Genomic DNA, 13781 nt, shown 5'->3' with positions numbered 1-13781 from the left:
CTAGGGGGCAGTCTAAAACCCGCTTCCGACATTACGAAACGCGTTCGTCGGCGGCCTTCTTGATGGTCTGGAGATTGGTCGTTAGAGTGCGCAACTGGACACTCCTTTTCGTCGCCTCCAAGCTAACATTGGTTAGTTCCTGCACTTGCGCCTGAAAAGCAGTAGCATCAGCTCCGCTTGTATTGCCGGGAGTGCCACTGTTAGTTTTATCGGTATTGCCGGCGCTACTGGTATTGGTATTGCCTGATTTTTTATTATTATCAACTGCAGCCATGATCATTCCTTTTTCTGTTGGAGTTGTGCCGTCAATAACGGCCTGTATGACCTCACGCCGGATTTCCCGCGTCAGGCATCTTCTGTGTCATCCAAAGCTTCATCGGCCTCAGCCATCGCATCGTTCGCGAATTGGAACGCGAACGATCGCAGGATACTTTGGAAGGCTTCACTTTGTGCTGCAGACTGTGAGTTGTCTTGAAGTTGATCATTTGAAACGGTCCGGTTATCCGCCCGATCGTTCCCGCCAGCTGCCTTGCCATCATTCCCACCAGCTGGCTTGCCATCATTGCCATCAGCCGGCTTGCCATCACCAGAATGCTCGGATTTCGAATCCCCATGGCCCTTTCGGATCAAGGAAGTCCCGAGGTTGCCAACTCCACTCCCAATTGCTGCTATCATCAGGTACTCCGGCATTTGCCATTGGCGGCGACGTGTTAAAGGTTAGCCTCGATCAAGCTAAGGGCGGGAGCTTTCGAGAACCTGACGGCTTTTGACAAAAACCGGCCAGCGCAAAAACGTATGCTCTGCAGGATGTTGCTCTCGCATCGAACAGTCGACCACGATCTCGGCTGTTCGGCCAATCCCGCCGTCCACGCATGCCGCGACCGAATGGCAGCCGCAGCAGCTCGTTTGCATCCTCGATGCTGTGGTGTCGAACAGGAGACACGGTCCACGTGCTGCATGACCGCAATGACCGTATTCTTGCTGGCTCCACGGGCGCACGCAACGAGCAGGAACTCGGTCTTTGCATCACCATTCTCTCGCCTGCACATCACGGCCCGGCGCGGTGAGCTCATTGGCTTCGAGAAGGTCGGCGACCGTACGAACATGGGATGGTCTGCCGGCTTTGGGAGGCCGGTGCGGATCCTCTTCTCACCATATCGAAAGCTTGAAGCGGTCGGATTTTCTTGCCCTGTTCGTGAGAACTCCCATCGTCAGCTAATCGTCAGCCAAGCGGTCTATCTAGGCCGGCCGTGCCTGACCTTCGGATCCAAAGGTCCCGTCTCGACACTTTTTGTAACTATAGATCGAAATGGTCCGCGTGATACGCAACGCACACGCTTCTCTGAAGCAAATGTGTGACTTTGTCGGTGGCGAACGAGAGGAGTGACGCATCAATAAAATCGTCAGGCACGTGTCTAGGAAGGGGAGCTAGCCGAGTTGGTCTGATTTCATTCGCTGTTCCTGGAAATCGGCGGACTGAAGCGCTGATAATCTCAGGACATCGATGGCAACGTTGCGAAAGTCCTGTGAGCTCGGGCCAATCTTGGCCTGCTACTGAGAAGCACTTTGGCGGGAACATTACGCCGTCGCGGGTCTGGCTGACCGTGACGTTAACCGAAAGATGCCGCTGGTCTCGTCAGCCGCCAGCACAATAGCAGCACATTCTCGCCTACTACGGAGACGCAATATGAAGGGCATTGGCCGACCACGGAAATCGCAGGCTGAAACTGGAGCCAGCCGCGCGGGGCGGGCGAGCAGTTCCCTTTCGCAATCAAGTCTTGCTGCGGGAGAAGGTGGACAGTCATTCGATTCCGTTGTGGAGCAGATGCGCTCTGGGGACGCCGATAGGAGGCCCTCCTCCCTTCCAGTTGCGCGCGGTCCAGGCGATGCCCGCGAAAGTCTGCCAGGCGCCTCGATTGGCGAAGATCAAATCCTGAACACACCGCCACGTGGAGCCGCTGCGCCACCACGCGGAACCGTAGCGCCACGTGGCGCAGCCGCAAGGCGGCGCGGTTCTCCCTCCATGTCTGAGGGCGAAGCCATGGCGCCGGTCGGTAGCCAACTATCAACCGCGCAGGTGGAAGGCACCAGCTCATCGTCAAATAAAGATATCAGTCCGACACAGCTCAGAATGAACAGTCTTGTTCAACAACTGACTGATTGCGAGGCTGCGGCCAGGAAAACCGACGTCCCCGAGGAGGCGGTGGAGCTGATCAGTGGGGTCGTCGATGCAGCCTCAGCAATTCTGGAGTACCGCGCTAGCCTGCCTGCGGCTGAGGCGCAGACAATTATGCCAGACGACAAGGTGCGTAGATGTTGCCAGATCGTGTGCGACGCCGCGAATGAAGTAGACAAACTTGGCCTGTCGACGATCACGAAATTGGACAAAAAGACCAAGAAAGCGGCAGGTATGGTCGATAAACTCTACTCCTACTCCCAGGCGGACCGGCAGGAGCTGTTGATTTTAAATGTGGAGAACCACCATACGGCGGCAATTAAGTGGTGGGAAAAAAAGGCATGGCGCTCCGAACGGCAGCGATCCGCCTGCGCTGCCACCGCTAGCCTATCCAGTGGAACGCCCGTGATGCGGGAAGCCGAGCGGTGCGCACTGCGGCTGCGTGCCGGCTCGGTACTGAGTGTCAGGATCTGGCTGGTCCGTGAGCGGATCGGTCTTGCGCGGGCCAAGATTGAACTGCGGGCGAGCAGGTTCGAGCCAGATTTGAAGGAACTCCTCGTCGGTCGAAATGGAGTGGTGCAGCTGATGGCAAGCGCCGCTCAAGAAGCTCTTCGCGCCCTCTCTTTGGCGAAGGGCATAATGGATGATGGCAAAACACTCAACGCTCATGATTGCGCGGTTGTAGAAAAAATCATGGAGCGGCTTTCGGATTTTGGATTGGCGTTGCACGAGGTGCATACCAAGCTAAGCCATACCTACCCAGATGCCGGCCTCCCATTGAAACTGTTCGAACGGATCGTGGACGATGCATGGATCACTGCGCACGATGCCATGCACTTGTTGAACCTGCAGTCTCCGCCGTCAGCCATCATGGCGCCACAGGCCCAGGCGGGCGCTGCGATGCCGGCCAGGGCAGGCGCTGCGATACCGGCTGACACTGCTGGTACGGCTGCAGTGTCAGAAGGCACTACAGCGCGAAGGAAAGGGAAGTCAAAGCATAAGTCGGCAGCTCGCGCCGGGACTTCTGCCGCCGGGCAGCCATCAACACCAGTCGCTGCGAACGCCGGCACAGTGCCAGCAGCCAAGGTTCTCGCGCGCTCGGATCAAGTTGCGAGTACACAGGTGAGAGCGCAAGAGGTGGCTGCGAGTTCGTCGGGGGCAGGCTCGACAATCGGGGGCGCCGCGTTGTCAATGGAGGTATTGACGGAGCGGCTCAAACGATTGGACGAACTTTTGCAGTTCGATCTGGCCGGTCAGCAAAGCGTCGTCTCCCAAGTGCGCCAGATGAAGCCTGAGGAGGCCGGTAAGGTCGTGGACGATGTGGCCCAGTACCTGCGAGCCCAGGCCATTGAGATGCAAACCTGTCTCGCCGGGTTGCAGGGGCGTAATGTACGCCTGCTACTCACCTCCACCCAGCTACCCAAAGTGCACGAACGCACAGACCAGCTCAAAGGGTTGCTGAACATGGTGCTGGGACAGGCCAACGCATTGAATGAAGGAAAAGCCGGCATTACGACTGATTGCATGAAGACCTACGCATTTCCGGCGCAAAAATACCTGGAACATTTGTGCAATGCCGACGAATTGATGCCGCCGGAGGCACCGGTCGCGCTGCGTGGCGAGCCAGGAAAGCTGTTTGAGATGAAGCTGCAGCCCAAGATGCTGGTCAATGGTGCGATGCCGAGCCCGATGTGGGTGCACATCCACACGAGTCGCCCCGTCATGGCCAGAAACTTGGAAGGGCTGGCTGATTCCGAATTCACCGCTTGCCACGTTAAATCCAACGAACAGCGCGGCTACAATCGAGAGCGAGAGGAAGCCGATGCTAGGTCCGGTCGCGAGAAGGTCATAATTCATCGCGGCAAACTCACCCCCGCTTTCTGTAAGTCCTTGTTGACCTCAGGGCTTGGCCGCCAACCACGCCATTCGCGTGCCGAGCTCCCGTCGGCGCAGGCTGCATGACAGGGCACTCAGAATGCGGCCGGCCACGCTGTGAGTCAGCGAGCATTTCTCCTGGCCAAACCGCGAATGCCGCTGCGCGAGTTGCGGTCCGGCGATTGGAGTCGATCGGCTACCGTCAGGGCCGATTTGCGATGTCGCGTTACCGGCTGTTGACGTGGCGGCGTATCTTGCCTCCCATCCAACTTATCGCCGAGATCGCGCCGCCAAGATCGAGGCGGAAGGTCTTCCTGCGAGCGCGGAGCAGGCATAGCCGATCCGATCGGGATCGGCGCATCGCAACGACCCAACGGTGTGGTGGAGAAAATTGGATTCGGGAGAGCTCGGTTCCAAGAGGCGGAGTTCCGGCCCGAATACAATCCGCTCGCAAGCACCCACGATGCGCATCCGCAGTTTATTGTCTGGGAGATGGGCTGGATTGCTCGGCGGCGCTGGCGCTAAGGCGGGGCTGTCGCCGGACAATTAGCATTCACTGCCAACAGCCTTGCAACCGTCACCAGTTGCAAGGCTCGGCGGCGGGTCGACAAATCACATGAAATCGTCGTCGGACCCGCTATCGCTGCTGTCGCTATCCTCGGTTTTGTGGAGATAGAGTGGAGGTTTGCCTGCACGCTGCCACTCACCGGCACTGTTCTTCGTCCATTTGTCGGGATGCTGCGTAGGGTCAAGCACCAGGTCGCCATGATCCACTTCAACAAACCCCATCGTCTGCGCGCGCGCTTGTGCTTCCGGATTAGCCGCACGCCAATTCAGCAACGGTCGGTCGCCGTCTATCCGAAGTTGATGCTCCAGCAGAATATCGCCCGCATTTTCGACGAGCGGATGGGCGACTTGAAGATCCACTATGGAAGTGACCTCAGTTCGACCAGGAAATTGTTCCCGCCAACTTTCCGATTCGAACTCGTTCATGCTGAATCCGCCTTCCATTCTCAGCAGTCCGGCACTCCGGTCTCCCAATTGGTAACTGAAATATCGCGCGTGCTCCGTATCTCGACGGATGCCATATTGCTGAGCAACGTCCGCGGTGCGCCTGGCTCGTGACGATACGAACTCCGAATACTCTTGAGGATTGTCGGCGATGTGCGTGATTTCATCACCATGAAATTGCCTCACCTGTCTCCTGAAGGAAGTCCTGTTGATCTCCACCACAGGAGGTCGGGAATTGAGGGAGTATGCTTGGGGAGCCGCCGATGATGAGGCGCCGCTACCTTCCGATCCGGATAAGTGCATTCGGGCAAATGTGTCCGCGAACCCTTCGCTTCCTGCATCCGATTGCTCGCCGGCATTATGCGCGCGGTAACTATCGGATGAGCCACCAATTCGACCATACATGACGATTCGTACTCCTATGTTTCGCAACCGAGCTCAAGTTAGCACGGCTGTTCAACATAGGGCGCTTAGTTGACGACTAGCTGACGAGGGCATTCCAACGGCTGCACCAATCAAATCCGCACTGCCGGCCTCAAAACCTCGGACTGCGCCACGCACCGGCCAGCAGAGGCTGCAAGGTCATGCCCGGAGGACTTGCCGTAGTTGCTGGGTGGCAGATCCGAGGGGAGTGATTGCCCCAGGCCCGCGGTTGCGCGGTTGGCCTGACAGAGACACTGGGGCACGGATGGCCAGCCGACATTTGCCACTAGCATGGAGCCAGGTCAGTTTTGAACTGGGCAGTCGTGGACTTCCATGACTAGGCCAAGCCTGCGGCAAAGAATGCTTTCGCGACAGGCTGGAAATATTGCATAGGAACCGCGTGGCCGAGTTTTGTAGTGCCTATCAGCTGACGCGCTAAGACATGGTCATGGACGATCGTCAGGCGTAGTGCCCGCGCCTCGCTCAACACATGTGAAACGCGCTCACCTTCGGCACGGCAAACTAAGAACGGCACCCCGGTTTCACCGCGAACGTAACGCAGACCGATCAGGACCGCCCTTCCTGTTAAGACCAGCGTGGCGCGATGCACGCCAAGCGCAGGCTCGTCGGCCGCCTCCTCGCGGATGCGACGCTGTTCACCTTTCAACTCTGGCGCTCCTTGCTGATCCTTCGACTCGCGCGTCACTTCGGTATTGGTCATGCGCATTTCGCGCAGATACAACGCGCGCTGGAGCAGAAGATCGATCAGTCCGCCGACCAGCAGTGCGCCGGCGCCAATTCCCATCAGCAATTTTGTCTCCATAAAGATGAGGCCAACACAGCCCATGCCGCAGATCGGCAGAGGGACCATTGTCTTCCACATCCCGAGAAGGACAATGGAAAAGGTTGCGCTGAGAACCAATACCTTGAACATGGTCTTGCAGACTTCGACCATGGAACGAGCAGACCCCAAGCGCTTCAGCCCTTCAAAGGGGTCAATTTTCTTAAAGCTGAGCTTCATCGGCTCCAGAGAGAAGACAAATCCACCATTGGCTAGCAGGCTGGCCAAAATCACCGCGGCGACAAGGGTTCCAAGCAGCGGGCCAACAGCCGCGACTGTGAGTTGGACGAGCACAACCAATGCCTGCGGCACCGCGGTATCGAAAGGTAGGCTCTGCAACTTGGTGGCTAATAGGAGCGCTTCCCGGCATTTGTCCTCGATCACGCTGCCTCTTAGCCAAAGGTAGCCGAGCCCAGCGCAAGTCCCGACCGCGCGGACGAAATCGGAGCTACGTGGCAGCTGTCCTTTTTTGCGCGCTTCACTTAACTTCTTCGGGCTGGCGGCGTGTGTCTTCTCTTCACTTGTGTCGCTCATGGCAGCAATTTGTCGAACCACTCCAGCACGCCGTTGGCACGTGTGACCTCCAGTTTCATGCTCTCCACCAGATAGGCAGCGTAGGTGACCATGAGAACTGGAAAGACAATGTTCTTGATTGCCGGAGACAGTTGGCTCGCCTTAAATTGCGGGGCAAAGCGACGCAGCAGCATCATCGATATATCAATCAGTATCAGGAAGAACACGACAGGCCCCGAAACCAATAATGCCGTGCGCATTATGCTGTCGAGAAGCCCCAACAACTCCATTGCTCCTGGCCCGCTCAGTGTCGGGTGAAACTGATACACCGGCCAGATCAAGTAGCTGCGGTACAGGACACTGATCAAAGTTTCCAGGCCTCCTGATCCGACGAATATGGCAATCGCAGTGATCCCCAGAAAAACGCCCATCGCGGAAGCCTGACTGTTCGTCGCGGGATCGGCCGAAGCGGTCGGGCTGCTGATGCCGCGTTGGTTGTCGATAAGCTCCCCGGCAGCCTGAAGGCCCCAAAGCGGAATGCCAAGAAAAGTGCCAAGGAGTACACCGACAAAAACTTCCTTGAATCCGAGCAGGGTTAGCTGGATCAGGCGCGTATCAGGATCCAGCGCCGGCAATCCGCCGCTGACGTGTGCCAGGCATGGTAGTGCGAAGCCAACAGCCAAACAGCCCCGGATCAGCCCACTGATCTGCGAGCGTGTGAATACGGGAAAGATCAGCATGATGCCCATCGCGCGGGCTGCCCCAAGACCTGCCGCAACGACGAGTTCGAAAGCCGTCTGGATCAGAATTTGAATATCGGCCGATGGCGCGTCCATGGGGCGGACTAGTAGCTAAGTGTCATTGCGGGAAACTCGGTGAAGATCTGATCGGCTAGCTCTATGAGCGGGGCGCTTAGCACAGGAGCAAACAGCCCAATCACCGCGACAACGACCAGAAGCTTCACGGTGAGCGGCAAGCTTTCATCCTGGATCTGCGTCGCCGCCTGGAGGATGCCGATGACGAGGCCGACAACCACTGATGCAATGAGCGGCGGTAGAATCCAGATCATGAAAACCACCAGTGATTGGCTCATAAGAGTAATGATGCTGGATTCAGTGATGATCAGCCTCCCGGTAACGTATAACTCAGCACAAGCCCATGCATCAATTTTGACCAACCATCAATGGCAACAAACAAGAAGATCTTGAACGGAACAGATATAACAGTTGGTGAGACCATCGACATACCCATTGCCATCAAGATAGTTGTCACTATCAGATCTATAACAATAAAAGGCAGATAAAGTAGAAATCCTATCTCAAATCCGCGCTTCAATTCTGATAGCAAGAAAGATGGTACAAGTATTGCAAAGTCATCAGGCGTGGCTGCAGCGTGCATTTCCTCTGGCCAGACCTTTTCTGTCGAAGATAGGAAAAATCGCCGCTGCTCTTCATTTGTGAATTTCTTGAGATGCTCGCGCAAGGGCTCACTTCCGGCTTTAGCGGCGCTTACCCAGTCGTCGAATGTCTGATAGTGGAGCTTGGGATCCGACATGCGGTCATAGGTCTGCTCAGCAACGGGCGCACTAACGAACATAGTGAGGATCATCGCCGCGGCGTACAGCACCACATTGGGTGGTATGGTCTGGGTCCCGAGCGCATTGCGGACGAGGAAAAGAACAATTGATACCTTTACAAAGGCCGTTGTCGTGGCAACTGCTAAAACCAGCAGACCGAGTCCGGCGGTAACCGCAAGAAGCGCCAGGATTGTCGGCTGAGCTTCACTCATTGCATGCAAACCCGCCACGGAGCCTGATGCCCAGCTCTTCTCCGATGCGGACAATGTCGCCACGCCCGATACGCTGACCATTGGCCACTATGTCGACCGGGCCGTCGATCGGCCATCCAAGTTCAAAAATATGCCCTTCGCCGGCACTTCTTAATTCCCCAAGAGAAATAGGCCAGCGGCCGCATTCAAAGACAAGCACGATCTCGACATCGTCGAGATCCTTAGTAAGCTCCAGTTGCGATCCGGGTTGTGTCATATGCGCACTCTCCAAAGGACACGGTCGCGGGCGGAAAGGCCCCCGCAAGATTAATTCATCGCCGTCAAGATCCGCCTCGGCGCACAACTGGCCGACAGCTAGGGTGATCTGGCCGCGGCCGAACGGCGCAATATCGGGCAACAATGCATCACCGACACATGCGCTTCGAAGAAGCGCCGCAGGAAGGCGAAGCGTGCCGACCTCTCCTGCAACAATGAGCGGGAGCTCTGGAGGCAGCCCGCCCAGCTGCCGCGGCAACTGGGCAAGCAGTTCGCCTAGCGCGCGAAACGCAGGCGGTACTAAGCCGTCAAGTGGCGTGAACAGGAATAGACGGCCCTTGCCCTTGACCGCGCCGAAAATGATGTCGAGTTCAAGATGAGGAGCCAGCATCGTGGCTTCGCATACCCGCACGAGTTGCACGTTCAGACGCGTCGTCTCCTCCAGTCGAGTGACAAGCGGCTCCAGAGCGAGTTCGAGAATTAGCGAAGCAGTTGGCTCGGAAGGGAAGGCCAAGCCGTTCTGCACTGTCGTGATGAACTCCTCTACGAGCGGGCGCGACAGTGACAAGATGACCGTTTCGGCTCCCACTCTCCAGACGCAGTCAAGCATCGGAATGGCAGCAGGTTCCTGCTGCCAGACAAGCCCTGCCGTTCGCACCGATAGCGGCACCTCGTTGATCCGGCTTTGAAACGGCGTGCGCGGCGCTGCTGTATCATTGAGCCACGAGACAACCGTGTGGGACAGTTTCAGAACTGGTTCGAACATGGCGGGTGTGACCGCAGCGCCTATCAAAGACTGCACGGTCGTGTCATTCGGACGACCTCTTGCGACCGTCGGATCCGGTTGCGCGGCATTTAGGCAAGCGACCCCCTCGCATATTTCAGCAGTATCTCATCGTCGGCCTCGATCTCGGCTGCGGCCTCCGAATGAGTCTCGACGGCGCGCCGCACGTCGTCCTCGATTTGTTGCCATTTGTCCCTTGCCGCCGAACATATGACCCATAGCTCCCTCGTCCTGGACGCCGCCATCTCAGCCTCCTCTTGAGCGATTTGGGTATCATCAAGCATCTGCCGTCTGGAATTGATCTCAGCGGCAAGTTGTTCAGTGTGAAGGCGGTGACGGTCGAGCGCTGCGCTAGACAAGTTGTCGAGTGACATCAGATGCTGATAGAGCGCTGCTTCTTTTCTTGAACAATGTTGCTGTATCATTGCAAGCTCCCTAGAGGCATTTTGTACGGCTGAGGCGGCCACATCGCGCTGGGCTTCCTTCTTGGACAGCTCGCCAAGGGCACGACGCTCTTGCATTTCCTTCAGAAGCCGTATACTCGAAGACTGAATCCAGTTTACGCGGTCAGACGCGACATCCATGCGACCGTCTCCTCGAAATCTGACGCGTCATCTTCGCTCTGGCGCAGAAACTCCCTCAGTTCGTCGATTGACGCGACAGCCCGGTCAGTCAGGGGATCTCCACCTGGCTTGTATTCGCCAACATTGATCAAGAACTCGGTCTCGGCATAGCGCGACAGGAGCTCGCGGAAAATGGATGCTGCCTTGCGATGTGTCCCCGAAACGACTGCATCCATGACGCGGCTGCGACTCTGCAGCACATCAATAGCGGGGAAATGCGATCGCGCCGCAATAGCGCGTGAGAGGATGACATGGCCATCGAGAATACCACGCGATTCCTCGGCGATTGGATCACCCGTGCCATCACCCTCTACAAGCACCGTATAGAAGGCCGTGATTGAGCCCCGCTCACCCATGCCGGCGCGCTCGAGCAGGCCTGGCAGCATGCCAAAAACGGAAGGAGGAAAGCCCCGTCGCGTCGGCGGCTCACCCGCAGCAAGGCCTATTTCGCGCATAGCGCGGCAGAAGCGCGTCAGCGAATCCAGCATGAGAGCAACGCGTAGGCCTTGATCGCGGAAATATTCCGCGAGCGCAGTCGCCATTGGAGCGCATTGCGCACGCTCTACCGCCGAGCGGTCGGATGTTTCAACCACGACGACCGTACGGAGAAGGCCCTCTTCACCAAGATTCCTTTCGATGAATTCACGAACTTCCCGTCCACGTTCGCCTATGAGCGCCACTATGACGACGTCAGCGGCGGCACCCTTTACGATCTGTGACAACAGCGTCGACTTGCCACCACCTGGCTCGCCATAAATCCCGATCCGCTGGCCCTCGCCGCACGTCAGCAGACCATCGAGGACACGGACCCCAAGCGGGAATGGCCGCTCAATCATGCGCCTCGTCATCGGATTGGGGGCTCTGCCATGCAGGGGCCGAGTTTCGACGGTCTTGATTTCGCCTTTGCCGTCCAATGGGCGGCAACGACTGTCGATCACGCGACCGAGCAAATCGCCGCCGACGGGCACCTCACGCATTCGGCCAGTGGCCACGACCTCTGCGCGGCTGGATAGGCCCACCAAGTCCCCGATCGGTGTCAGCAATACACCATCACCCGACAGGCCGATCACCTCGGCCTCGAGCGACAGCCCGGTTCGCGGGTCCTCTAGGAGGCAAAGTTCCCCAATACGAGTGTCTGGCAAGACGGCATGAACCAGTGTGCCGATAGCCCGCGTGATCCGACCGCGCACCGCACGCGTGTCAATTCGCTTGGCCGCAGCCCTCAAAGACGAGATTGCTGGAACGAGAGCTCGAGTGTGGGCGTCAGCGTTATGTTCTGGGACGGGCTTTCTCATAGCTCGCCTTTCTCACAGAGCGTCCCGAAACCAAGGCGCAGCGCGCGCATCTGGGCGTCAAGTCCAAGGTCAACATTGCCGTACTCGCTCCACAGCACGCAGCGTTGCGGCGACAATGTCGGGTCGGGCTCGATCCGCACCCTTGGTCGACCATCCTGGCCGTCGCATCGAGCAAACTCTCGTGCAAGCATGTCGACTTGCATGGGAGAAACATGAAGGCAAACGTCGGCGCCGCTGTATTGACACTCTATGGCGTGACGAACAGCCCTCACCAATAGCTCGCCCGGATCGAAAGCGCCGATAAGATCGCTCAATATTTCCATCACGAGCTGCGGCAATTCCTGCTCCAGAGCCGCCTTTCGTCGCGCGATTTCGGAGATTGTCTCCGCAATCAACCCTGCCATCTCCTCGGTGCCTGCATTCGAGCCCTCCATGTGGCCGCGCGCCCACGCCCGCTGGTAAACCGCGCGTGCCCAGTTTCGAACGCGCTGCCGATGCCGTTCTGCCGCGGCAAGGGCTTGCGCGGCGCTGTGCCAGGTTTCGAGCTCGCTCGCGGGTATCAGTGGTCCGACTGGACGCATCTGCGGCGCTATTGGCCCCTCGGAAAGTTCGACTGTCATTTCACCGGGGTCTCTGTCTCAAAATGAGCTACTACAAGTGAAAGCAATTGGCCGGCGGCGGTCCAATGCTCATGTGCTGGAGTCTCCGCGGCAGTCCCCTCGGGCAATCGAAGAAGCACGCGGTTACGCTCGGTCGCTGAACTGTCCTGGAGCCAAGCTCCAAGACATGCGTGTCCATCGTATTCGATTTGCTGAGCGAGTTTTTCTGGGTCCGAGATCAGTCTTTTGTCAACAGCATGCAGCAGGTGTCGGATTCCGAATGCGTGTGCATCCACGCCGATGCGTTTAACAAGGATGGCAAGCTCAGGCTGAGAGACAAACGCGACCAGCGAACGGGCATGCCAGATACTACCAGCAAGAAGGGTCGCTCGATATGGATCATGCCCGCGTAGAAGGTCCGGCCTGCAGCCGATGTGGTTCAGATCCACGTCATCGTTGCCCAGCAATTCTGCCAGCCTTGGATGCAGTCTGGAACACTTCTGCAACTTCACTAACGTTTCGGCCGATAACGCTGGATCAAGACGCGCCGCAAGACGGGTTGGATGGGCCGAAGCCGCAAGCTCGCTCGCGCCCGGAAAGTGCGGACCATCAGGTCGGGCGGTCTGTATAGGCATTGGCAATGAGATGTCACCCACGTCCAATTGCAGGCATTCTTTTGCGAATGGCCTCGACAGCAGAAGCATCCCGGCGCCCCTCGACCTTGGAAACGCCGGTTGATTGCTTGCGCCGACGCGTAACAACGCCGATCAAGAGATAACAGGCCACGGCGAATACGGCTGCGGCAAAACCTGTTACGGTCGCCAGAAGTGGCGCAGGAAGAGGTAGTGATGCTTGTGGCAAAACAGCAGTCGGATCGGGCCGTTGCTCGTGTGCGGAACGTTCTACCGGCACCAAAACCACTTCCACCTTATCGTAGGACAGGCCTTCGATGCTGTCGGCTACAAGCATCTTTATCTTTGGCAGCAGAGCCGCGACATTTGTTTTTGCGTCGTGCCTGATAAACACCGAGGCCGAGGATGGCGTGGCACCGGCTCGCACAAGGTCGTTATGCGGCAGCACGACGTGAACACGTACAGAAAAAACGCCATCGATATCGCTGATCGTCCGCGACAACTCTTCGCTCAGGGCATACACGTAACGGGCACGCTCTTCGGTCGGCGAGGCAATCAGGCCTGATCCTTGGAATATCTCACCGAGGTTCTTGAAGGATTGGCGCGGCAGCCCCTTGGCGTTCAGAAGGTTGATTGAGAAGGCGAGCAGCTTTTCGTCAACCTGGATCGTGCTGGTTCCATCCTTGGCGACCACCCGGATCGCGGCGACCCCGTTGTCTTCAAGAAGTGCGAGCATTTCATTTGCCTCACGCTCTTGCAATTGCGTGTAGAGGTCGGCTTTGCAAGCAGTGAGGGCGACGAGAACTGGCAGCATGACAAGTCTAACCGACCGCCACCCTGACAGGCCACGCATGATTTCGCCCTCGGCCAAGCCAATCATGCGCGCGGTTCAGCCTTCCTTCAAAAGTTTATTCACGGATGATGTGACGCCGCTGACGCCTTTGGAGATAAGCGCCACCTGGGTGA

At 57.6% G+C, this 13781-nt stretch carries 15 protein-coding genes; 1 reads left to right on the top strand and 14 read right to left on the bottom strand.

Going from position 1 to position 13781, the window contains the following annotated elements:
- Nucleotides 1–31: 31 nt before the first annotated feature.
- Together EN935_RS41885 and EN935_RS06680 are read right to left on the bottom strand one after the other, a co-directional pair.
- Nucleotides 32–280: a hypothetical protein gene (locus EN935_RS41885; RefSeq protein ID WP_024505381.1), complete on the bottom strand. Its 249-nt coding sequence runs from the start codon at nt 278–280 to the stop codon at nt 32–34.
- Between the two features lie 65 nt (nt 281–345).
- Nucleotides 346–675, bottom strand: coding sequence for a hypothetical protein (locus EN935_RS06680; protein WP_081714433.1), 330 nt, complete (start codon nt 673–675; stop codon nt 346–348).
- A 1348-nt stretch (nt 676–2023) separates the two neighbouring features.
- On the opposite strand from EN935_RS06680, the gene EN935_RS06675 reads away from it, so the two are divergent.
- Nucleotides 2024–4138 (top strand): hypothetical protein, encoded by a 2115-nt coding sequence (locus EN935_RS06675; RefSeq protein WP_224570035.1) that lies wholly within the window; start codon nt 2024–2026, stop codon nt 4136–4138.
- 525 nt (nt 4139–4663) lie between these two features.
- Here EN935_RS06675 and EN935_RS06670 read toward each other — a convergent pair.
- From EN935_RS06670 to EN935_RS06615, 12 genes are all read right to left on the bottom strand, one after another.
- Nucleotides 4664–5467, bottom strand: coding sequence for a hypothetical protein (locus EN935_RS06670; protein WP_024505378.1), 804 nt, complete (start codon nt 5465–5467; stop codon nt 4664–4666).
- Nucleotides 5468–5822: 355 nt separating this feature from the next.
- Nucleotides 5823–6860, bottom strand: a complete 1038-nt coding sequence (locus tag EN935_RS06665; RefSeq protein ID WP_024505377.1) for an EscU/YscU/HrcU family type III secretion system export apparatus switch protein — start codon at nt 6858–6860, stop codon at nt 5823–5825.
- Nucleotides 6857–7675 carry a type III secretion system export apparatus subunit SctT gene (sctT, locus tag EN935_RS06660; protein WP_063169270.1) on the bottom strand — a complete coding sequence of 273 codons (819 nt, stop codon included), beginning with the start codon at nt 7673–7675 and terminating at the stop codon, nt 6857–6859. The genes EN935_RS06665 and sctT overlap by 4 nt, the downstream gene beginning before the upstream one ends.
- Nucleotides 7676–7683: 8 nt before the next feature.
- Nucleotides 7684–7959 carry an EscS/YscS/HrcS family type III secretion system export apparatus protein gene (locus tag EN935_RS06655; RefSeq protein WP_024505375.1) on the bottom strand — a complete coding sequence of 92 codons (276 nt, stop codon included), beginning with the start codon at nt 7957–7959 and terminating at the stop codon, nt 7684–7686.
- Between the two features lie 2 nt (nt 7960–7961).
- Nucleotides 7962–8627 carry a type III secretion system export apparatus subunit SctR gene (sctR, locus tag EN935_RS06650; RefSeq protein ID WP_029354851.1) on the bottom strand — a complete coding sequence of 222 codons (666 nt, stop codon included), beginning with the start codon at nt 8625–8627 and terminating at the stop codon, nt 7962–7964.
- Nucleotides 8620–9648, bottom strand: a complete 1029-nt coding sequence (gene sctQ / locus EN935_RS06645) for a type III secretion system cytoplasmic ring protein SctQ (protein ID WP_095769044.1) — start codon at nt 9646–9648, stop codon at nt 8620–8622. Before sctQ ends, sctR begins: the two co-directional genes overlap by 8 nt.
- Before the next feature lie 89 nt (nt 9649–9737).
- Nucleotides 9738–10250 carry a hypothetical protein gene (locus EN935_RS06640; protein WP_063169269.1) on the bottom strand — a complete coding sequence of 171 codons (513 nt, stop codon included), beginning with the start codon at nt 10248–10250 and terminating at the stop codon, nt 9738–9740.
- On the bottom strand, nt 10226–11584 hold the full coding sequence (gene sctN, locus EN935_RS06635) for a type III secretion system ATPase SctN (RefSeq protein WP_063169268.1): 1359 nt from the start codon (nt 11582–11584) through the stop codon (nt 10226–10228). Before sctN ends, EN935_RS06640 begins: the two co-directional genes overlap by 25 nt.
- The gene (gene sctL, locus EN935_RS06630; protein ID WP_024505371.1) at nt 11581–12204 is read right to left on the bottom strand and encodes a type III secretion system stator protein SctL; all 624 of its coding nucleotides are present in this window, start codon (nt 12202–12204) and stop codon (nt 11581–11583) included. The genes sctN and sctL overlap by 4 nt, the downstream gene beginning before the upstream one ends.
- Nucleotides 12201–12839, bottom strand: coding sequence for a nodulation protein NolU (locus EN935_RS06625; RefSeq protein ID WP_306462320.1), 639 nt, complete (start codon nt 12837–12839; stop codon nt 12201–12203). The genes sctL and EN935_RS06625 overlap by 4 nt, the downstream gene beginning before the upstream one ends.
- Nucleotides 12832–13668 carry a type III secretion inner membrane ring lipoprotein SctJ gene (gene sctJ / locus EN935_RS06620; RefSeq protein ID WP_272483026.1) on the bottom strand — a complete coding sequence of 279 codons (837 nt, stop codon included), beginning with the start codon at nt 13666–13668 and terminating at the stop codon, nt 12832–12834. Before sctJ ends, EN935_RS06625 begins: the two co-directional genes overlap by 8 nt.
- Before the next feature lie 36 nt (nt 13669–13704).
- On the bottom strand, nt 13705–13781 hold a 77-nt coding region (locus EN935_RS06615), incomplete at its 5' end, for a nodulation protein NolB (protein ID WP_281040314.1).

It is taken from the genome of Mesorhizobium sp. M7D.F.Ca.US.004.03.1.1 (assembly GCF_003998635.1).
GTDB lineage: Bacteria > Pseudomonadota > Alphaproteobacteria > Rhizobiales > Rhizobiaceae > Mesorhizobium > Mesorhizobium loti.
Note: the sequence above shows the minus strand (reverse complement) of the source record. Positions and strands in the feature narration are given on the sequence as shown.

Bases quoted from the DNA above. Each gene is read 5' to 3' on its own strand.
- sctQ (WP_095769044.1), bottom strand. From the start codon at position 9,648: ATGTTCGAACCAGTTCTGAAACTGTCCCACACGGTTGTCTCGTGGCTC.
- EN935_RS06675 (WP_224570035.1), top strand. From the start codon at position 2,024: ATGTCTGAGGGCGAAGCCATGGCGCCGGTCGGTAGCCAACTATCAACC.
- sctR (WP_029354851.1), bottom strand. From the start codon at position 8,627: ATGAGTGAAGCTCAGCCGACAATCCTGGCGCTTCTTGCGGTTACCGCC.
- EN935_RS06640 (WP_063169269.1), bottom strand. From the start codon at position 10,250: ATGGATGTCGCGTCTGACCGCGTAAACTGGATTCAGTCTTCGAGTATA.
- sctN (WP_063169268.1), bottom strand. From the start codon at position 11,584: ATGAGAAAGCCCGTCCCAGAACATAACGCTGACGCCCACACTCGAGCT.
- EN935_RS06670 (WP_024505378.1), bottom strand. From the start codon at position 5,467: ATGTATGGTCGAATTGGTGGCTCATCCGATAGTTACCGCGCGCATAAT.
- sctT (WP_063169270.1), bottom strand. From the start codon at position 7,675: ATGGACGCGCCATCGGCCGATATTCAAATTCTGATCCAGACGGCTTTC.
- sctL (WP_024505371.1), bottom strand. From the start codon at position 12,204: ATGACAGTCGAACTTTCCGAGGGGCCAATAGCGCCGCAGATGCGTCCA.
- sctJ (WP_272483026.1), bottom strand. From the start codon at position 13,668: ATGCGTGGCCTGTCAGGGTGGCGGTCGGTTAGACTTGTCATGCTGCCA.
- EN935_RS06680 (WP_081714433.1), bottom strand. From the start codon at position 675: ATGATAGCAGCAATTGGGAGTGGAGTTGGCAACCTCGGGACTTCCTTG.
- EN935_RS06665 (WP_024505377.1), bottom strand. From the start codon at position 6,860: ATGAGCGACACAAGTGAAGAGAAGACACACGCCGCCAGCCCGAAGAAG.
- EN935_RS41885 (WP_024505381.1), bottom strand. From the start codon at position 280: ATGATCATGGCTGCAGTTGATAATAATAAAAAATCAGGCAATACCAAT.